The sequence below is a fragment of the Serratia sp. LSHTC3 genome (genome assembly GCF_057197125.1).
Window position 1 is genome coordinate 713,148 of the sequence record NZ_JBXUNP010000001.1, and the last position, 18,297, is coordinate 731,444.

An 18,297-nucleotide genomic window follows, 5' to 3' on the forward strand; every position below is an offset into this window, starting at 1 on the left:
TAAAAGCTTGGTCGAAATGACGGGCGCGGCAAAGAAAATACCGCGCCCGTGAAGGCGGGGGATCAGGAGGCGGGAGCGGCCGCTTCGACCTTCAGCGACACCAGGCCGATGCCCAGCTTCTTCGGCGTGAAGCCGCCGCTGGCGCTCTCTTTTGGCTCGGTCGGCGCCGGCGGAGTAATGCTGATCTTCTGCGCGCCGCGCGGGTTGTCGAAGCGCAGGGTGACGGTGCTGTCCTGTTCACCGAGCGACACGAAGCGCTCTTCGTCGCCGACGCGCACCGAAATCGGTTCGCCGACGTTGTTGCCGTAGGCGCGGGCGCGCAGCACCAGATCGAAGCGCTTCGGCAGCGGATCGACGTAATCGATGTCGACCGCCGGCGCCAGATTGGCGTCGGACCAGCGGCCCCATTCCTCGACGGCGGAGACGCCGGTGATGGCTTTCACCTGTTCCGGCATGCCGGGCAGCATGAACTCGATGGTGTCCGCCCGGTATTTCACCGCCGCGTCGTCCACCTGCAGGCGGGCGACGGCGTTTTGATAATCGGCGACGCTGTCCGCCGCCGGGCCGGTGAAGTTCACCTTGCCGTTGAAGCGTTCGCCGCTGGCCTGCGCGATCTGCGGCGGCGAGGCCAGGGTGCCCGAGGCCACGCAGATGTCGGTGCTCAGCGCCAGCTGCGGCGCCCAGACCCGGCCGATCTCGTAGCATTTATCGACCCAGACGAATTTCTCCCCCGCCCCCAGCCCGGCCAGCTGCTTGCGCAGCGGGGTGGAGAGGTAGACGTTGAACATCGGTTCGATGCGGTTGTCGCCCACCCGCAGGATGAACGGCACCTTGTAGGTGACGCCGGAAAAGCTGAAGCTGCGTTGGCGCGTATCCACGCTGTAGTCGCTGATGCGGTTCGGCAGGCCCCACTGATTGATCACCGCTGGTTTCCAGCCGTTGATCTTCTCTTCGATATTCAGGAACACCGTAGACAGCGACGGCGCCGACAGGCTGCTGCGGCCAAGGCCGATGTAGTTGTCGCCGCCCATCACGTCCAGCACCGTGGCGCCGTTGTCCAGCGTGCTGCGCTTCTCGTTGCGCTGTTCCGCCAGCGGCCGGGTGCCGTCGATGATGAAGAACAGGTTGCGGCGCTTCTGTTTGGTCAGGATGTCGTAGGCGGTGTTGTTCATCGCCAGATGATCGGAGGAGACCACGATCACGGTATTGCTGAAATAGGGCGAGCGTTTGATCTTGTCGATCAGCGCGGCGATGTGTTGCTGGCTGCAGGCTACCGCGCTCAGCGAGCGGTTTTCCTTGTTCTGCCAGGCGTAGCTTTTCTTGCTGCAGCCGGCGGAGATAAAGCCGTCCGGGTGATGGGTATCGACGGTCAGGGTGAACAGCGAGAACGGCTGGCGCTGTTTGGACAGCTCGACGAACTTGCCGTACACCACGTCCAGCACGCTGTCGTCGTACCAGCCCCAGTCGTTTTTGTAGCTCGGATCGGCGACCCGATCGCGCAGCTCTTTGAAGCCGTATACATGGTCGAAACCGTGGGATTTCAGGAAGGTGTCTTTACCGGCGAACGCCAGCTCGGCGCCCTGATAGAAATAGTTGCTGTAGCCGGCGGCCTTCAGCACGTCGCCCAGGCAGACGTTCTCCGGGTAGAAGGTGGAGACCGCGCTGGAGGCGTTGCCGTCGAAGGGCGCGAACAGCGGAATGCCGCACTGCGAGGCGACCATGCCGGCGATGGTGTAGCCGGTGCCCGGCAATTGCTGGGTATTGCTGAAATCGATGCTGTCCGTGCGCAGGGCGTTCAGCTCGTCGGCCAGGCCGGGAAACAACTCGGTATCGAAGTAGGTGCGCTCCAGGCTCTCGGCATAGATGTACACCAGGTTCGGCCGTTTGCCCTGTACGGTCTTTTTCGGCGCCTTGTAGTAGGTGGTGAAATCGGCGGTATCGCCGACGATCTGGCTCTTGACCAGCAGCGAGATGTCCTGAAACGCCGGGGTGGTGCCGACCGAAAACAGCGCCAGCAGCACGGCGACGACGCTGTAGGCCACGCTGCTGCCTTTGGCCTTGCGGCGCAGCAGGCTGCGGGCCAGCACGGCGAAAATCACCCCCAGCGCCGCCAGCAGGCCGATAAACGGCAGCACGTATTTGCTGATGCCCGCGCCTTTGAGGCTGCTGGTGACGGTGTAGATCACCGCATCGGTGATGCCGTCGCCGGTGAAGTAGTTGCTGGCGATCAGGATGACGTTCAGCACCAGATAGCTGCCGAGCAGCGTCAGCAGAATGGCGAACCACCAGCGGTTGGCGGCGGCCCGGGTGCGATAAATCAAAATCGACGCCAAAAAGAGAACAAACGAAACGACTGCTAAAACCATCCGCCAAACCTTGTCTGATTGAAATAAAACCGTTGCTGCCCTGGTTTGCGCCGCCGAGCGTGCCGCGGCGCGAAAAGTGAAGGGTATAGCCTATTGCCGGCGGCGGAACAACGCGCGATCTCCCGCTACGGCCGACGAGCGGCGGCTATTGTACATTTTTATGACAATAGTGTGACGTTAATCACACCGACGGCGGCCGCGGCGGCGAAAGCTTGCTGGTCGGAGGTTTCGCTCTACGCTTAATGAGCGCCACGACGGTGCATCCATCAGCCATTCAGGAGGAAGTATGCAGACAATCCCCGCAGCGGTACTCGACGATCTGGCCCCGCAAGGCGTGTTGCGCGCGGCGATCAACTACGGCAATCCGGTGCTGGCGCAGGCCGGGGCTGATGGCAAACCGCAAGGCGCTTCGGTGGAGCTGGCCGCCGCGCTGGCTCGCGAACTGGGCGTGGCGCTGGAGCTGGTGACCTATGACGCGGCCGGCAAGGTGTTCGCCGATCTGGACAGCGGCGCCTGGAACCTGGCGTTTATGGCCATCGAGCCGGTGCGCGCGGCGCAGATCGCCTTCAGCGAACCCTACGTGATCATCGAGGGGACTTATCTGGTGGCGAACGACGCGCCTTACTCTGAGGTGGCGCAGCTCGACCGGCCGGAGGTGCGCATCGCGGTCGGGCAGGGGGCGGCGTACGATCTGTTTTTATCGCGCACGCTGCAGCAGGCGCAATTGGTGCGGGCGGCAACCTCCGCCGAGGCGATCGCGCTGTTTTTCGAACGGGGGCTGGAGGCGGCGGCCGGCGTGCGTCAACCGCTGTTGGCCGCCGCGGCCGCCCATCCCGGCTACCGAGTGCTGGACGGACATTTTACCGCCATCCGCCAGGCGATGGCGGTGCCGCGGCAAAACATGCAGGGCGCCGCCTATGTGAACGCGTTTATCGAACGCTGCAAGGCCAATGGGCTGGTGAAGGCGGCCCTGCAGCGCAGCGGCCAGGGCGAAGTGACGGTGGCGCCGCCGGCCGCCTCGGCGTGATCAGTTCAGCTCCACCGCGTACTGGTCTACCGGGGTGATTTTCTTGATCAGCTTATTGTCGAACAGGAACTGTTCGTAAGCCTGGTAGCGGGCCCGATCCAACTTGGCCGGATCGCGCGCGAACAGCGGCAGGCTGGCTTGCCACGCCTGTTTGTTCAGCTCGGTATTCAGCTCCGGGTGCGCCTTGGCGAACGCCAACCAGGTGTCCTGCGGGTGCGCGTGCAGGTAGTCGCTGCCTTGCTTCAGCGCGACGAGGAATTTGCGGATTTTCGGCTCGTTCACCGCATCGCGGTTGGCGACGATGATCAGCTCGTCGTAGGCCGGCACGCCGTAATCTTCGACGTTGAACACCACCGGTTCTTTACCCTGCAGCTTGAGCTCCAGCGCTTCGATGTTGCGGTAGCCGCCGATCACCGCATCGACCTGGCCCGCCAGCAGGGCGCTGGTCAGCTGGAAGTTGACGTTGATGAGCTTGATATCCTGCGGTTTGAGATGCTCGTGTTCGACCATGGTGGCCAGCGTCGCCTGTTCGATGCCGCTGACCGAGTAACCCACCGTTTTGCCTTTGAGATCCGCCGGCGAGGTGATGTTTTTATCCAGCGCGATCACCGTATTCAGCGGCGTGTTGATCAGCGTGCCGACGCGCATCAGCGGCAGGCCCTGATCGGCGAAGAAATGCAGCTGCGGCTGATAGGTGATGGCGAGGTCGGCCTGTTTGGCGGCCACCAGTCGCGGCGGCAGCGCCGGATCGGACGGCGGCACGATCTTGACGTCCAGCCCTGCGGCCTTGAAGGCGCCGATCTGCTCGGCCACCATAATCGGCGCGTGATCGGGGTTGATGTACCAGTCGAGCACCAGCGTCAGCTTGTCGGCCGCGCCGGCCTGGCCGGTGAGGGCGGCGCCGAGCAGCAGCCCGCAAACGGTTTGTTTGATCATGGTCGTTCCTTTATCCCTGGTTATGGTTGCAATCATCAGTCGTTTTCCGGCGCCCAGGCGATCAGGCGCCGCAGCAGCGCATCCACCGCGGCCCACAGCAGCACGGTCATCAGCACCAAAATAAACAGTGCGGCGAAGCAGACGTCGGTCTGCATGCGCGCATTGGCGTTCAGCATCACATAGCCCAGCCCTTCGGCCGAGCCGACCCATTCGCCGATGATGGCGCCGATGGGCGCGACGGCGGCGGCCATGCGCAGGCCGGAGCCGAAGGCCGGCAGCGCCGCCATTAGCCGCACGTGCCGCAGCTGCGCCCAGCGCGAAGCGCGCATCGTGCGCGCCAGATCGAGGTAGTCGTTGTTGACCCGGCGCAGCCCGTCGAAAAAGGCCGACACCACCGGGAAGAAGATCACCAGCACCGCCATCGCCACCTTGGCGCTCATGCCGAAGCCGAACCACAGCACCAGCAGCGGGGCCAGGGCGAACACCGGTATCGCCTGGCTGGTGAGCACCAGCGGCATCAGCCAGCGCTGCAGGCGCGGCGAGAAAATCATGCACAGCGCCAGCGCCGCGCCGAGCAACACGCCCAGAACCAGCCCGCTGACGATTTCCGAAGCGGTGACCAGCGTGTGCCAGGCGAGATAGCCGCGCCCGTCCCACAGCGCCTGCGCCACTGCGCCCGGCGTGGGCAGCAGAAAGGCCGGAATGCCGCTTTGCGCCGCCAGCCACCACAGCAGCAGCAGGCCGACAAACACCGTCAGCCCGCGCCGCAGGCGGGTGAGTCCACGCTCTTGGGCACTATTCATTGTGCAGCCCTCACCAGCTGCTGCAGCAGCTCGGCCTGGCTTTTCAGCAGGTCGGCGTCATCCGGCGCGCGCGGCGGTAGCCCGCTGATGCGGTGAGTATCGTCGAGGCCCAGCGGCCAGGGCGACAGCACCAGCAGCCGGTGGCTCAGGCGGCAGGCTTCCATCGGATCGTGGGTGATCAACAGCACGGTATTTTGCGCCAGCAGCTCGGCGGCCAGGCTCTGGATCTCGGCGCGGGTAATGGCGTCCAGCGCGGAAAAGGGTTCGTCCATCAGCACGATCGGCTGGCGTTCGTAGAGCGTGCGGGCGATGGCGGCGCGCTGGCGCATGCCGCCGGACAGCGAGGCGGGCAGGCTGCGGCCATGCGCGGCCAGGCCCACGCGCTCCAGCAGGTGCGCCGCCCAAACCCGATCCGGCGTTTCGCCGCGCAGCCGCGAACCGAGGGCGACGTTCTCTTCGATGGTCAGCCACGGGTAAAGCAGATCTTTTTGCCCCATGTAGGCGATGCGCCCGGCGATCGGCAGGCCGTCGCTGCCGGTCACCGAACCAGAGCTGGCCTGCGCCAGGCCGGCGATGATCTTCAGCAGGCTGGTTTTGCCGGCGCCGCTGGCGCCGAGCAGGGCGACGAAGCTGCCGCCGGCGATGTCGAAGCTCAGCCGGTCGAAGACGATGTGCTGACCGAAACGCAGGCTGAGATCCCGCACCTGGATACCGGGCGGGAGAAGCGGAGAGGTCATGAGGCGTTCAGCCCCATCTGCCAAAATGCCGACTCCAGTTGGGTGGCGGTGGTGAAAATCTGCGCCAGCTCGGTGAAGCGATCCTGTGCGCCGCGCTGCCGACCAACGGTTTCCAGCAGTTCGATGGCGGCGCGTACGCCGGCCAGATAGCCCTCGTCGCCGTAGTTGCGGATCCAGGAGGCGTAAGGATTGCCCTCCATCTGGGTGGCGGGATCGTACAGCAGCCGCAGGCCGATTTCGGCATAGCCGGCCACGCAGGGCAGCAGACCGGCCAACAGATCGAGGGCGTCGCCGGCATGGCCGATATCCAGCACGTAGCGGGTGTAGTTCATGGTCTCCGCCGCTTCCGGCTGGGCGGCGATCTGCGCTTCGCTTAGCCCCCATTCGGCGCAGTAGGCCACGTGCAGCGGCAGCTCGGCGACGATGCCGTTGAGCGAGGCGGTGGCGGCGCGCATCTCCGGCAGGGTGCGCAGCTTGCTGACCAGCAGCGCGTAGGCGCGGGCGAAGTGCAGCAGGAACAGATAGTCCTGGGTCAGGTAACGGCGAAAAGCGCGTTCAGGCAAGGTGCCGGCGGCCAGCTGCTGCAGAAACGGGTGATCGACGTAGTCCTGCCAGTGGCTGCCGGCATGGTGGCGCAGCCGGCCGTAAAGACCGCTTTCGAACAGGGTGGTGATGGACATGGGACCTCCTTGAGTCAGTGGAGATCCGGGCACGCTGAGGTATGAACAGGCAACGGGTGATTGCGTTGTTGCCTAACCGTCCCTTCGCTGGCATGACCCAGATCAGGTTCAAAGGGTTCGGCTTGCGCCATCTCAGCCCGTAACAGGACACCCCTCGGAGCTGCCTGTTATACGACATTTGTTTTTTGATTACAATCGCCGGGCGGCGCGGCGGCAATCGGTTCGTTTAGTGCGATCGGGGGCGATTTTGCTGGCGCAAGGCGCGCGGTTTTTGTCACTGTAGGCCGATGATTTTGCCTTTGAGGACGATGCCCGATGAAAAAGATTGGTTTTCTCTCGTTTGGCCACTGGACGCCTTCCGCCCAGTCCGGCACCCGTTCCGCAGCGGATGCGCTGCTGCAGTCCATCGATCTGGCGGTTGCCGCCGAAGATCTGGGCGCGGACGGCGCCTATTTTCGCGTGCACCACTTCGCGCGCCAGCTGGGATCGCCGTTCCCGCTGTTGGCCGCCATCGGCGCCAAAACCCAACGTATCGAGATCGGCACTGGCGTGATCGACATGCGCTATGAAAATCCGCTGTACATGGTGGAGGACGCCGGCGCGGCGGATCTGATCGCCGGCGGGCGGCTGCAGCTCGGCATCAGCCGCGGCTCGCCGGAGCAGGTGATCGACGGCTGGCGCTATTTCGGTTACGCCCCGGCCGAGGGCGAAACCGACGCTGACATGGCCCGCCGCCATACCGAAGTCTTTCTGGAAGCGCTGCGCGGCGAAGGGTTCGCTGAACCCAATCCGCAGCCGATGTTCCCCAATCCGCCCGGGCTGTTGCGGCCGGAGCCGTTTTCCGCCGGGCTGCGCGATCGCATCTGGTGGGGCGCCGGTTCGAACGCCACCGCCGTCTGGGCGGCGAAGCTGGGCATGAACCTGCAAAGCTCGACGCTCAAGAATGACGAGACCGGCGAACCCTTCCATATCCAGCAGGCCAAGCAGATCCGCGCCTATCGCGCCGCCTGGCAAGAGGCCGGCCATGCGCGCGAGCCGCGGGTTTCCGTGAGCCGCAGCATCTTTGCGCTGGTGGATCAGCGGGATCGCAATTACTTCGGTGGCAGCGGCAAAGAGGGCGATCAGCTGGGATATATCGACGCGCAGACCCGGGCGATCTTCGGCCGCAGCTATGCCGCCGAGCCGGACGCGCTGATCGAGCAGCTGGCGCAGGACGAGGCCATCGCCGAAGCGGATACGCTGCTGCTGACCGTGCCTAACCAGCTGGGCGTGGATTATAACGCCCACGTTATCGAATCGATTTTAACCCATGTCGCGCCGGCGCTCGGCTGGCGCTAAACGGAGGAGTGGCATGTCACGCATTTTCATTACCGGTTCGGTCGACGGGCTGGGCCGCGCCGCCGCGCAAACGCTGTTGGAGGAAGGGCATCAGGTGATCCTGCATGCGCGCGCCCCCGGCCGTCTGGAGGCGGTGCGCGATCTGCTGGATCAGGGCGCGCAGGCGGTGATTGGCGATCTGTCCGAGGTGCAGCAGATCCGGCAGGTCGCCGAGCAGGTGAATCGTCTTGGCCGCCCGAATGCGGTGATCCACAACGCCGGCATGTTCACCGGGCCGCAGGTGATGCCGGTGAACGTGATGGCGCCCTATCTGCTGACGGCCCTGATCGAACGCCCCGATCGCATCGTCTACCTGAGCAGCAGCATGCACTTTGACGGCGTGGCGGAACTGAACGGCGTGGACTGGCTTGGCGGCGCAGCCGGCTCCTATTCGGACAGCAAGCTGTTCGTCACCGCGCTGGCCGCCGCCGTGGCGCGCCTGTGGCCCGGCGTCATCAGCAGCGCGGTCGATCCCGGCTGGGTGCCAACCAAAATGGGCGGCGCGGATGCGCCCGACGATCTGGCGCTGGGACACGTGACGCAGGCGTGGCTGGTGAGCAGCGATGAGCCGCAGGCACTGATTTCCGGCGGCTATTGGCATCATCAGCAGCGGTTCGAGCCTCACGCCGCGGTACACGACGAGGCGTTTCAAACGGCGCTGCTGGCGCAATTGGCACGCGCCGGCGGGGTGAACCTGCCGCAGGCTTGATGGCCGTTCCTTCCTGGCCCGTCGGTGATTATCGGCGGGCTTTTTTATACCCGCAGGGTGAACCGACGGGGCTTTTCTTATACAGTGGTCGCCTGGCCTGTTTTGATTGTTATTTATATTATCGCCATGCACTCATTCCTGATTATCGTCCCTGAAGGGGGCATGCTGTTCGAAGCGGCGGGCATCGCCGATATCCTGATGCAGGCCAATCGCCTGAGCCCTGCCGAGACGCCGCTGTATCAGATCGCGGTCGCCACCACGCAATCTCACCGGGTGGTGCACGGCCTGTCCGGGCTGAGCCTGTTGGCCGATCATCGCCTGGCGGATCTCGATCCGGCCCTGCCGCGCGATACCGTGATCGTCGCCGGCAAGGGGGCGACCGAAGAAGAGGGTGCCCTGGTCGCCGATTGGCTGCGCCGCGCGGCGCCGCAGGCGCGCCGTATCGCTTCCGTTTGCGGTGGCGCACTGCTGCTGGCCGAAGCCGGGTTGCTGGACGGGCGGCGGGCGACCACCCACTGGCGGCTGGCGGAAACGCTGCAGGCGCGCTTCCCGCGGGTGCAGGTCGAAAACGGCCCAATCTACGTGCAGGACGGGCCGATCTGGACCTCCGGCGGCGTCAGCTCCGGCTTCGATCTGACGCTGGCGCTGGTGGAGGATGATTACGGCTTCGTGCAGGCGCGCGAAGTGGCGCAGGACTTGGTGATGTTTCTGCGCCGCCCCGGCGGGCAGGCGCAGTTCAGCCGCTACCCGCTCAACCAGGCCAAATCGCCGGGGCCGATCCGTGACCTGCAATCCTGGATCCTGGAAAACCTCGCCGACGATCTCAGCGTCGATCGGTTGGCCGAGCGCGTGGCGATGAGCCCGCGCAACTTTACCCGGGTGTTCACCCGCGAGACGGGCATTTCTCCCGCCAAATTCGTCGAAGAGGGGCGGTTGCATACCGCCAGGCAGCGCCTCGAACAGAGCGCGGAAGGTATCGAGCAGATTGCCCTGGCCACCGGCTTCGGCAACGGCCTTAACCTGCGGCGGGTGTTTGAGCGCAAACTGCAGCTGACCCCGAGCGAATACCGCGAACGCTTTCATGCGCGCAATTTGGCGTAAATTGATTGGTAAACGTCATTTACGCCGCTTCTGGTCGGCGCTAGATTTTAGGCAAAGTCCACAAATGAGGAGTGCATCATGGTGAGAGTAGGCATTAACGGCTTCGGCAGGATCGGGCGCAACGTGCTGCGCGCGGCGCTGGGGCGCAGCGATTTTGAAGTGGTGGCGATCAACGATCTGACCGACAGCAAGACGCTGGCGCACCTGCTGAAATACGACACGCTTTCCGGCACGCTGGCGGCCAGGGTGGAAGCCGGCGACAACCAGCTGCTGCTGGACGGCCGGCCGATTCAGGTGTTTTCGCAGCGCGATCCCGCCGAAATCCCCTGGAGCAGCGTGGGCGTGGACGTGGTGATCGAAGCGACGGGCTTCTTTACCGATAAAGCCAAGGCGGAAGTGCACATCACGCACGGCGGCGCCAAGCGGGTGATTATCTCGGCGCCGGCCAAGAATGACGACATCACGCTGGTGATGGGGGTTAACGATCACCTCTACGATCCGGCGCTGCATAAGGTGGTCAGCAACGGCAGCTGCACCACCAACGGGCTGGCGCCCGCCGCGCAGGTATTGCATCAGGCGTTCGGCATCGAATACGGCTTGATGAATACCACGCATGCCTATACCAACAGCCAGGCGCTGCACGATCAGCCGGAAAAAGATCTGCGCGGCGCGCGGGCAGCGGCGGAATCGATCGTGCCTTATTCCAGCGGCGCGGCCAAGGCGCTCGGCAAGGTGATCCCCGAACTGGACGGCCGCCTGACCGGTTATTCGCTGCGGGTGCCGGTGCCGGTGGTTTCCATCGTCGATCTGACGGTGACGCTGAAACGCCCGGCGACGGTGGAGGAGATCAACGCCGCTTTCCGCGCGGCGGCGGCGTCCGGCCCGCTGAAAGGGATCCTGGGGTACAGCGATGAACCGCTGGTGTCGAGCGACTATCGGGGCGATGCGCGTTCGTCGATCATCGACGGCCTGTCCACGCTGGTGATCGGCGGCAACCTGGTGAAAGTGCTCGCCTGGTATGACAACGAGTGGGGCTTCTCCAACCGCTTGGTCGATCTGGCGCTGCTGATGGAACAACGCGGGCTCTAAACGCCCAACAGCAAAAAGCCCGCTTAAGTTTCCTTAAGCGGGCTTCTCTAAATATGGCTCCTCTGACTGGACTCGAACCAGTGACATACGGATTAACAGTCCGCCGTTCTACCGACTGAACTACAGAGGAATCGTGTGAACGGGGCGCATCATATCCAGCGGCTCCGGGTGTGTCAACGCTAAATTGCCCCAGGCGGTGCGACTGCTCGGTATCTGAGCAATGCGCCCGTCAATCAGCCCATTGCGCGTCGTTTTCCGCCTGGTCTCGCAGCAGGCGCGCCAGCGGATCCTGGCGGTAGAAGCGGCAAAAGTGCTGATACAGCGCCGGGAAGCGTTCGGCCAGCAGTTCGGGAGCGCTGAAGAAATACTCCGACAGCACGGCGAAGCACTCGGCCGCATCGGTGGCGGCGTAGGCATCCATGCTGGCGGCCTCTTCGCCGACCATGTCGATCTCGTCCTGCAGGCTTTCCATCGCGGCGTGCAGATCATGTTCCCAGGCGGCCACCTCGCGCAGCGGGATCGGCGGCACGCCGGTGGCGACGCCGCCGTTGCGCATATCCAGTTTGTGCACCGCTTCGTGGATCACCAGATTGAAACCGGAGAGGTCAAAAGAGTCCTGCACGTCTTGCCAGTTGAGCACGATCGGCCCCTGTTCCCAGCTTTGGCCCGACTGCACCACCGGCCCCGAGTGCACCAGACCGATCTCGTCCTGCCATTCGTCTTCCACCACGAACGGGGTGGGGTAGAGCAGAATTTCGTTGAAGCCGTCGAGGCATTCCGCGCCCAGCTCCAGCACCGGCAAGGCGAACAGCAGGGCGATGCGCGCCTGCATTTGCGAGGTGAGCTGCAGCCCCTGCAGCGGCACGATGCGCTTTTGCTGCAATATTTGCCCGGCGACGGCCACCAGCCGCTGCCGCTCCTGCTCATTCAGCGGCGAGAGCAGCGGGATCGCCAGCGCGTCCTGCCACTGGGCCTCGATGTCTGCCTGGGATTGAGAGGGTTGAGTCGCTTTCCACGGCCATTTAATCATCAGGTTGCTCGTAAACTCATCACTTGAACGTTCAGCGGTATGCTAATGCTGTAAAAATGCCGCAAAAGCGGGCATGATAGCAAGCGTTGTCAGGAGAGATGCCGGAGCGGCTGAACGGACCAGTCTCGAAAACTGGAGTAGGGGCAACTCTACCGGGGGTTCAAATCCCCCTCTCTCCGCCACTTTACCCCGCGTTATTCCCCATTGAATCAAAATCCTTTTCTTTCGCTAATGCTTGTAAACCGTTGGATATGAAACCGGTTTGCGTTGGCCGAGATCCTTTCTCGCATTATAACTCGTGCAATATCAACGAATAGCATTTTGCGATTATGTTCTTCATTTTGTGAGCCACGTTGCGCTTGGATCCGGTATGGCGCCTGCGGCAAGCCCAATGCTATGCATGCCAATCACGCTGAAGGTGTGAAACCGTCACGGCGATAATGCCTGCCGGCAGGGGCGTGCACGGTCTGAGTCCGCTATCCCTTGAAAAGTTTGCCAGACTGAAAACATGCCCAACGCCTCCAGGATAGTGTGTATTTACACGCGATTTTTTGCGCACTAATATGTGTGCACATGCACATAAATGATCAGTCTCCTGCCCGAAACGAGGGCGACAGAAGGGGCTGACCGCCTGGAGACTGGAGGACTTGCCATGAGTTTGCTCGATTGCGCACTGGATTTTCGTCAATTCATTGAGGAATTGCGTCGCCGAAACGATTTGGTCGACGTGCATCAGGAAGTTTCCGCCGACCTGGAGATAGCGGCTGTCTGCCGCCGGGTCTATGAGCAACGGCTTTCGGCTCCGCTATTTCATCACGTGGCGGGCGCGATGCCGGGAGCCCGCATCCTCGGCGCGCCGGCCGGCATGCTCGCTTCTGCGGAACATGCCTATTCTCGCCTCGCCCTCCATTTTGGGCTGCCGCCGGAGAGCGCTCCGCGGGATATCGTGGCGGCGATTCGCCGGGCGGTGAAGGCGGAGCCGTTTGCGCCGGATTATTGTTCGACCGGCCCGGTGAAAGAGAATATTTGGCGTGGCGACGAGGTTGATCTGGAACGCTTCCCGGTACCGCTGTTGCATGAACGGGATGGCGGGCGCTATTTCGGCACTTACGGGTTCCATGTCGTGCAATCCCCGGACGGAAAGTGGCATAGCTGGGGAGTCGGCAGGCTCATGATGTTCGATCGCAATCGTCTCACCGGCCCGGCGATACCCACCCAACACATCGGCATGATCCGTGAAATGTGGCGCCGAGAAGGGAAACCTACGCCGTGGGCGATGGTGCTCGGGGCGCCGCCTGCAGCGGTGGCGGTCGCGGGGATGCCGTTGCCGGCCGGCGTCAGTGAGCCTGACTATGTCGGCGCGCTGCTCGGTAAAAGCGTTACGCTCACCCAAGCGGAAACCAACGATCTCTGGGTGCCGGCCAATGCGGAAATTGTGCTGGAAGGTGAAATCAGCCTGACGGAGACGGCGCTGGAGGGGCCGATGGGGGAGTATCACGGCTATCAACACCAGCAAGGCCATGAACAGCCGGTGTTTCATGTGCGTGCGGTGACGTTTCGCGATGACCCCATTTTGCCGATTTGCGTCGCCGGCACGCCGCCGGAAGAAAATCATACGATCTGGGGCACCATGATCTCTGCTCAGTTGCTGGAAACCCTGCAGAGCGCGGCCTTGCCCGTTGACTTTGTCTGGTGTTCCTATGAGGCGGCGACCTGTTGGGCGGTGGTCTCCGTCGATATCGAAAAACTGGCCGGAATGAATACCACCGCGGCGGATTTTGCCAGCAAGGTGGCGGAGGTGGTCTTCGGCTCGCATGCGGGCTACCTGATCCCCAAACTGATCCTGGTCGGCAATGACATTGATATTGTCGATATCGATCAGGTGGTTTGGGCGTTGGCCACGCGTTCACATCCGGCGCGCGACCATTTTATCTTCCCGGACGTACGCGAGTTCCCGATGGTGCCGTACCTGACGGAAGAAGACAAGGCGCGCGGTAGCGGCGGCAAAGCCATCATCAACTGCCTGTTTCCCGAGCAGTTCAGCGGCGTAACACGTGCGGGGACCGCCTCTTTCAGGCACTCTTATCCGGAACAGGTCAGGGCAAAAGTCGAGGCTAATTGGAAACAGTATGGATTCTGAAAAAAAAGGCACGCAGAGCGGCAGACGGGGAATGGGATTGCCCAATGGTGCGCTTTACAGGATGACGGAGGTGGTGCGTCACCGCGAAAAACGGCTGTCTGCGTTACTCGCTTTGCAAGGACTCAGCCTCCATGAGTGGCGCGCGTTGCGCATTCTCTACAGTTTTCCGGGCGACGTGGCCATGAGCGAGGTGATAGCGCATTCGCAGACCGATCGCACCGCGCTAGGCCGTACGATCACCCAACTGGTTAATCGGGGGTGGGTCGCGCGCTTCCCCGATCCGGAAGATAAGCGCGCGGTATATCTGCGCGTCATGCCGGCGTCTCGTCCCATTTTTGACCAGGCGAGGCAATGGGTGGCGGATTATGACGCACAGCTGATGGCCTGTCTGGATGATGCCGGGCTCAGTGCCCTGGATGACGCACTGCAACGCATGATGCTGTTCATCGAGCCCGCGTAGTCCGTTCCGGCTAAAGCCAGCGCCGTATTTCCCGAGTGACCTCATCGCGGTGTTGTACTGTTGCCCGCGGGTAAGGTAATTTGCTGAGGGCATGATGACTGAGGCAGGGGCCAACGGACATGAATGAAAGGATCGACTACCACATCGAGAAATACCACTTCGCGCCGCTGGATGAAGCCCCGCGGCTCGCGCGCCAGTGGAGCGAGGTGTTGAACGAGTGTCGCCAGACGCAGGCCGGGGCGGAACAGCGTCTGCGCATTGCGCTGCTCAACGTGGACTATGTGACCAGTTTCGAATTGCCGTTTCGCTTATTGCTGGTGCGGGCGCCGCAGCTGATTGCCGGCCTGCGCGATGAGCTGTCGATCAGTCAAAAAAATGTGGTGTTCAACGGCAAGCGCTTTGGCTGCGTTTACAGCCTGAAAAGCGATTTAAGCGACGTGCCTGAGGCCTTCCAATATGGCCTGTCGACCCGTATTCACCGAACTTCGGCGTCGGGCGTGGACGCGCTGCCTTACCGGGAAATCGCCAAAGCGCTCAAGGCGCCGCGTGAGCGGCTTAAGCTGGCGCTGGAGCAGGGGCTGCGCGTCACGGCGCTGGACGGACTGTTCTGGTTCGGCATACAGCGCATCGCCGCCGAAGTGCGTAGGCTAAGAAAAACCGGCATGACGATCGTGACGGCGGAAACGGAGATTTTCGACACCCTGACCGGCACGACGCGCCAGGTTCCGGTATACCGGTTGGCCGATCGTTAAACGCCGCTTCCGCACAGCGGAGGTTTAAACCAAGAACCTCCTTATTAATGCTACCGCTTACCGATAGGCTTCATTCCGCGCGATGGCATACTTCCCGCTGCCCAGCAGCAGGATGGCGAGTCCGCCCATAAAGAACACCAGCTCGTTTTCAATGCCCCAGGCGCCGACGTCGGTGACGGTGAAGACCTTGCCGGTGCCCACCATCAAAAACGCCACCACCAGCGTAAAGGCGTAAACCAGCGCGGCGGGGCGGGTGAACAGCCCCAAAATGATCAGTATCGGCGCCAGGATCTCCCCCACATACACGCCATAGGCGATGAAGGCGGGTAGCCCCTGTTCCTGCAACGCCCCGGCGATCCAGCCGACGCCGTGCTGAATCTTCGCCACGCCGTGAAACAGCATCAGTCCGCCGAAGGTTAGCCTGAGCGCCAATTTGCCGGCGTCCGGGTGGTCAAAAAAGCGAGTGAATACCGCATTGAGTGACTTAACCATGGCTTTTTCTCCTGAATAGGAATGATTTTCAATCAATATATCAATCGGATGAATGCGAAAGCTGTTCTGGATCAGGAAAACGGCGGCTTGGCGTTAAATCGCCGGGCGAGGCCGGCGGTGCGGCCTGATCTTTAGGTGGAATGACCTGTGCGCACGGGCCGAACCGGGGATGAGAAAAGTCATCGGCAGGGTTGGCCCGCCGCGTAGCCCATCTCTTTTCTGTATGTGTTGGCTACCCGATTTGCGTTTTCATTAAGGATTGTCAAAGGACAGGCAACGTAAAGATTCATAAGGTTTTTTTGCAGCAATGAAAAGGTGCGCGTTTTCGCTTTAATAACCCAATAGAGTTACCTTTATTTTTATTTTGAACCGCTAAATCATTAACGCTTTTTTTCGGCCTTTTTATTGGGAATTATCTTGCTTATTTTGCCTTGCGAAAGTTGATCCTGTGGGGCGTACGGCCAGTGGCGGGTTTTATTTTTATAGATTTTCTTATTTTTTGATGACAATTCAATGCCGAAGAGAATGAGGGAGATTGACTGAGGGGGTTGTGAGGGGGGGCAAATTTCCATGAACTATTTTTCCTGGCGTAAAAGTAATCGATTCAGCACTGTTTTAAGTTATTGAATTGTTTGTTTTATGTATATTGATTTGTTATTTTTTTATTAAAAAAATAATATTTTTTCTTGATATTGGGTTTGCCTTTGCTAGTATCAAATTAGTGGTCTTATCAGTTAGGGAAACATTTCTTGTATATGGAACAGATCGCTGGTCTTAACACGGTTCCTGTCGTTGCAGCGCTTACGTGGTTATTTTGCCGTTATAGTAAATGATATCTCTAATGCCACTTTAGTCTGCGAGACTCTTTACCGCAGTGGTGCTTTTGCCGCGGTAAGCCGTATGAGAACACACATGAAGGGGAATTGAATCTTAAATTATTCTGATCATTACCCTGAGTTAACTATAAAAGAATGATGCTTTATCCACCAGGCTGTTTGTGTACCAATAGGTATTCGGTGCACCACGGCGGAATGTTAATCTGTGCTTTAGCTTTAAAATTAATAATCAAAACTCTCGCCAAATTGTTTATTTTCACACCAGGTTTCGCATGTGTAAGTACTGAGTGCTGGAAATGAAAGTCACACTGCCATCGTCTTCTATTGATCATTGCGTGCTACCCGCTTGCAAGAAACGACTGGCTGTCATGGTTTTATGAAAAAATTTCACTATTTACTGTAGTTATCATTTGCTAATTAAATTATTTGTATCCAGTGGTATTACTGGAATTATCCTACCAAGGATGAAACGTTGTTTTTAGGGCAGTTTTTGATTTTTTTCCTATTCTTAGCTTGCATAATTATCGTTTGCAATTTATTGATTTTAAAAGGAAAAAATAAATATGTAAATGTAAAATAGTTTAAACCGATCACTGTGATTCTATTGATAGGTTCAATCTATTATTGTTGTTAATATTAATACATCTAAACAATTTGCGAGCTTGGTGACGACTAACTTACGCTAAAAGGACTCTGGGAAAGACTGGCGAACGTAAAAGCCCGCTTTATTAGGCTTTATGTTTCTAGTGCTGATTGAAAAGGATATCAGGCCATGAATGAAGTCATCTCAACGGAAGTGAATGGCGTCGAATTTGATCCACGATACAGTGAAATTGAATTCACGCTTTCGGAATATGACAGCCAAACCGATCCGCTTAATGCCGTAGACAATGCGCGTGATATCAATTGGCACGCCATTCGCGAGCAGTCTGCCGCGTTGCTGGAACAGTGCTTCGATTTACATGTCGTGCTGTGGTTTATGCGCGCCAATCTTCATATCGACGGTTTTTCGGCCTTCTACCAGGGCATTAAGGATATTGACGCCAAATATGCCGAGGAGGGCGCCACCATTTTCCCTCAGGCGGACATGGAACCCTCATCGGACAGCTTTCATGCGGCCGCATTAGGGTGGCTCGCCACATCGTCCTGTCTGCACGAAATCAAGAACAGCAAGATTTTTCCCGACACGCCGTTAACTACCGACGAGCTGCTGAATATGCGGCTTGACGAGCAGGAAGGCAAAAGCCTGCATTTTTCGGAGGTGGTAAAGGTGCTGGGGCAAGCCGACAGTTATTTTGCCGGCAGAAATCTGCCTTCGCTGAAAGAGCAATTGGCGCTGGAAATCGATGCGCTGGAGCGCGTCGAGAATTACGCCAATCTGCAGGCTGAAGATTATCGTTTGGACTGCCGGCAGGTACGCGACTATTTGAAACAGTTCAGCCGCCAGCTGGCTTCACTGGAACAGCAGGAATTGCCGGCTGAACGGGATGACGCGGAGATTGACTCGCCGGATGCTGACGCGCCTGTCGCCATGCCCGGCAAATATATCCGTTCCCGGCAGGATGTCATCTTGCTGTTGGATCAGGTTTTGGACTATTTCCAAAACTATGAGCCCAGCCATCCGGCCCCCATTCTTATTCGACGTTCACAAAAAATGATCGGTATGGACTTCGCGACGATTGTTGAGGAGCTTTTGCCGGAATCTCTGGCCTCGTTAAATCAATTGTCCGGGAAGTAATTTTTATCACAAAGGAGTTTTCCA

16 protein-coding genes, 2 tRNA genes and 1 riboswitch are annotated in these 18,297 nt (G+C 60.1%); of the genes, 10 read left to right on the forward strand and 8 right to left on the reverse strand.

Annotated features, from left to right (window positions below):
* Positions 1 to 62: 62 nt before the first annotated feature.
* The gene (opgB, locus tag AC2CGI_RS03405; RefSeq protein WP_076740684.1) at positions 63 to 2,366 is read right to left on the reverse strand and encodes a phosphatidylglycerol--membrane-oligosaccharide glycerophosphotransferase; all 2,304 of its coding nucleotides are present in this window, start codon (positions 2,364 to 2,366) and stop codon (positions 63 to 65) included.
* Positions 2,367 to 2,652: 286 nt separating this feature from the next.
* On the opposite strand from opgB, the gene AC2CGI_RS03410 reads away from it, so the two are divergent.
* On the forward strand, positions 2,653 to 3,393 hold the full coding sequence (locus AC2CGI_RS03410; protein ID WP_021505833.1) for a transporter substrate-binding domain-containing protein: 741 nt from the start codon (positions 2,653 to 2,655) through the stop codon (positions 3,391 to 3,393).
* Here AC2CGI_RS03410 and AC2CGI_RS03415 read toward each other — a convergent pair whose 3' ends face one another.
* The 4 genes from AC2CGI_RS03415 to AC2CGI_RS03430 are packed head-to-tail and all read right to left on the reverse strand — an operon-like array spanning position 3,394 to position 6,549.
* On the reverse strand, positions 3,394 to 4,329 hold the full coding sequence (locus AC2CGI_RS03415) for an ABC transporter substrate-binding protein (RefSeq protein ID WP_021505832.1): 936 nt from the start codon (positions 4,327 to 4,329) through the stop codon (positions 3,394 to 3,396).
* A gap of 35 nt (positions 4,330 to 4,364) precedes the next feature.
* Entirely contained in the window at positions 4,365 to 5,132 is a 768-nt protein-coding gene (locus tag AC2CGI_RS03420) for an ABC transporter permease (protein WP_015378402.1), read from the reverse strand.
* Positions 5,129 to 5,869 (reverse strand): ABC transporter ATP-binding protein, encoded by a 741-nt coding sequence (locus tag AC2CGI_RS03425; RefSeq protein WP_021505831.1) that lies wholly within the window; start codon positions 5,867 to 5,869, stop codon positions 5,129 to 5,131. Before AC2CGI_RS03425 ends, AC2CGI_RS03420 begins: the two co-directional genes overlap by 4 nt.
* A complete protein-coding gene (locus AC2CGI_RS03430; RefSeq protein ID WP_021505830.1) occupies positions 5,866 to 6,549 on the reverse strand; it encodes a TenA family protein in 684 nt (227 codons plus the stop codon). The genes AC2CGI_RS03425 and AC2CGI_RS03430 overlap by 4 nt, the downstream gene beginning before the upstream one ends.
* A 62-nt stretch (positions 6,550 to 6,611) precedes the next feature.
* Positions 6,612 to 6,714: riboswitch (TPP riboswitch) on the reverse strand.
* Between the two features lie 150 nt (positions 6,715 to 6,864).
* On the opposite strand from AC2CGI_RS03430, the gene AC2CGI_RS03435 reads away from it, so the two are divergent.
* The 4 genes from AC2CGI_RS03435 (at position 6,865) to gap (ending at position 10,825) form a co-directional block, all read left to right on the forward strand.
* Positions 6,865 to 7,887 (forward strand): LLM class flavin-dependent oxidoreductase, encoded by a 1,023-nt coding sequence (locus tag AC2CGI_RS03435; protein WP_015378399.1) that lies wholly within the window; start codon positions 6,865 to 6,867, stop codon positions 7,885 to 7,887.
* A 13-nt stretch (positions 7,888 to 7,900) separates the two neighbouring features.
* Positions 7,901 to 8,635, forward strand: coding sequence for an SDR family NAD(P)-dependent oxidoreductase (locus tag AC2CGI_RS03440; RefSeq protein ID WP_004935444.1), 735 nt, complete (start codon positions 7,901 to 7,903; stop codon positions 8,633 to 8,635).
* Positions 8,636 to 8,761: 126 nt separating this feature from the next.
* Complete coding sequence (locus tag AC2CGI_RS03445; RefSeq protein ID WP_004935441.1) at positions 8,762 to 9,736, forward strand: GlxA family transcriptional regulator; 975 nt, start codon at positions 8,762 to 8,764, stop codon at positions 9,734 to 9,736.
* Between the two features lie 78 nt (positions 9,737 to 9,814).
* Positions 9,815 to 10,825, forward strand: a complete 1,011-nt coding sequence (gap, locus tag AC2CGI_RS03450) for a type I glyceraldehyde-3-phosphate dehydrogenase (RefSeq protein WP_033632647.1) — start codon at positions 9,815 to 9,817, stop codon at positions 10,823 to 10,825.
* A 54-nt stretch (positions 10,826 to 10,879) separates the two neighbouring features.
* On the opposite strand, the gene AC2CGI_RS03455 is transcribed toward gap, so the two are convergent.
* Together AC2CGI_RS03455 and mtfA are read right to left on the reverse strand one after the other, a co-directional pair.
* Positions 10,880 to 10,955: transfer RNA gene (locus tag AC2CGI_RS03455), tRNA-Asn, on the reverse strand.
* Positions 10,956 to 11,054: 99 nt separating this feature from the next.
* The gene (mtfA, locus tag AC2CGI_RS03460) at positions 11,055 to 11,855 is read right to left on the reverse strand and encodes a DgsA anti-repressor MtfA (protein ID WP_004935401.1); all 801 of its coding nucleotides are present in this window, start codon (positions 11,853 to 11,855) and stop codon (positions 11,055 to 11,057) included.
* A gap of 92 nt (positions 11,856 to 11,947) precedes the next feature.
* Between mtfA and AC2CGI_RS03465 the strand changes: the two genes are divergently transcribed.
* From AC2CGI_RS03465 to AC2CGI_RS03480, 4 genes are all read left to right on the forward strand, one after another.
* Positions 11,948 to 12,037 (forward strand) — tRNA-Ser (locus tag AC2CGI_RS03465).
* 470 nt (positions 12,038 to 12,507) lie between these two features.
* Positions 12,508 to 13,995, forward strand: a complete 1,488-nt coding sequence (locus AC2CGI_RS03470) for a UbiD family decarboxylase (protein ID WP_076740685.1) — start codon at positions 12,508 to 12,510, stop codon at positions 13,993 to 13,995.
* Complete coding sequence (locus tag AC2CGI_RS03475; RefSeq protein WP_015378395.1) at positions 13,985 to 14,455, forward strand: MarR family winged helix-turn-helix transcriptional regulator; 471 nt, start codon at positions 13,985 to 13,987, stop codon at positions 14,453 to 14,455. The genes AC2CGI_RS03470 and AC2CGI_RS03475 overlap by 11 nt, the downstream gene beginning before the upstream one ends.
* 119 nt (positions 14,456 to 14,574) lie before the next feature.
* Positions 14,575 to 15,207: an ECs1377 family protein gene (locus AC2CGI_RS03480; RefSeq protein WP_015378394.1), complete on the forward strand. Its 633-nt coding sequence runs from the start codon at positions 14,575 to 14,577 to the stop codon at positions 15,205 to 15,207.
* A gap of 57 nt (positions 15,208 to 15,264) precedes the next feature.
* Here the strand turns inward: AC2CGI_RS03480 and AC2CGI_RS03485 are convergent, their stop codons facing one another.
* Positions 15,265 to 15,699 (reverse strand): DoxX family protein, encoded by a 435-nt coding sequence (locus tag AC2CGI_RS03485; protein WP_076740686.1) that lies wholly within the window; start codon positions 15,697 to 15,699, stop codon positions 15,265 to 15,267.
* A 1,608-nt stretch (positions 15,700 to 17,307) separates the two neighbouring features.
* Here AC2CGI_RS03485 and AC2CGI_RS03490 point away from each other — a divergent pair.
* The gene (locus AC2CGI_RS03490; protein WP_004935378.1) at positions 17,308 to 18,273 is read left to right on the forward strand and encodes a type VI secretion system protein TssA; all 966 of its coding nucleotides are present in this window, start codon (positions 17,308 to 17,310) and stop codon (positions 18,271 to 18,273) included.
* Positions 18,274 to 18,297 lie beyond the last annotated feature (24 nt).

Bases quoted from the DNA above. Each gene is read 5' to 3' on its own strand.
- opgB (WP_076740684.1), bottom strand. From the start codon at position 2,366: ATGGTTTTAGCAGTCGTTTCGTTTGTTCTCTTTTTGGCGTCGATTTTG.
- AC2CGI_RS03410 (WP_021505833.1), top strand. From the start codon at position 2,653: ATGCAGACAATCCCCGCAGCGGTACTCGACGATCTGGCCCCGCAAGGC.
- AC2CGI_RS03415 (WP_021505832.1), bottom strand. From the start codon at position 4,329: ATGATCAAACAAACCGTTTGCGGGCTGCTGCTCGGCGCCGCCCTCACC.
- AC2CGI_RS03420 (WP_015378402.1), bottom strand. From the start codon at position 5,132: ATGAATAGTGCCCAAGAGCGTGGACTCACCCGCCTGCGGCGCGGGCTG.
- AC2CGI_RS03425 (WP_021505831.1), bottom strand. From the start codon at position 5,869: ATGACCTCTCCGCTTCTCCCGCCCGGTATCCAGGTGCGGGATCTCAGC.
- AC2CGI_RS03430 (WP_021505830.1), bottom strand. From the start codon at position 6,549: ATGTCCATCACCACCCTGTTCGAAAGCGGTCTTTACGGCCGGCTGCGC.
- AC2CGI_RS03435 (WP_015378399.1), top strand. From the start codon at position 6,865: ATGAAAAAGATTGGTTTTCTCTCGTTTGGCCACTGGACGCCTTCCGCC.
- AC2CGI_RS03440 (WP_004935444.1), top strand. From the start codon at position 7,901: ATGTCACGCATTTTCATTACCGGTTCGGTCGACGGGCTGGGCCGCGCC.
- AC2CGI_RS03445 (WP_004935441.1), top strand. From the start codon at position 8,762: ATGCACTCATTCCTGATTATCGTCCCTGAAGGGGGCATGCTGTTCGAA.
- gap (WP_033632647.1), top strand. From the start codon at position 9,815: ATGGTGAGAGTAGGCATTAACGGCTTCGGCAGGATCGGGCGCAACGTG.
- mtfA (WP_004935401.1), bottom strand. From the start codon at position 11,855: ATGATTAAATGGCCGTGGAAAGCGACTCAACCCTCTCAATCCCAGGCA.
- AC2CGI_RS03470 (WP_076740685.1), top strand. From the start codon at position 12,508: ATGAGTTTGCTCGATTGCGCACTGGATTTTCGTCAATTCATTGAGGAA.
- AC2CGI_RS03475 (WP_015378395.1), top strand. From the start codon at position 13,985: ATGGATTCTGAAAAAAAAGGCACGCAGAGCGGCAGACGGGGAATGGGA.
- AC2CGI_RS03480 (WP_015378394.1), top strand. From the start codon at position 14,575: ATGAATGAAAGGATCGACTACCACATCGAGAAATACCACTTCGCGCCG.
- AC2CGI_RS03485 (WP_076740686.1), bottom strand. From the start codon at position 15,699: ATGGTTAAGTCACTCAATGCGGTATTCACTCGCTTTTTTGACCACCCG.
- AC2CGI_RS03490 (WP_004935378.1), top strand. From the start codon at position 17,308: ATGAATGAAGTCATCTCAACGGAAGTGAATGGCGTCGAATTTGATCCA.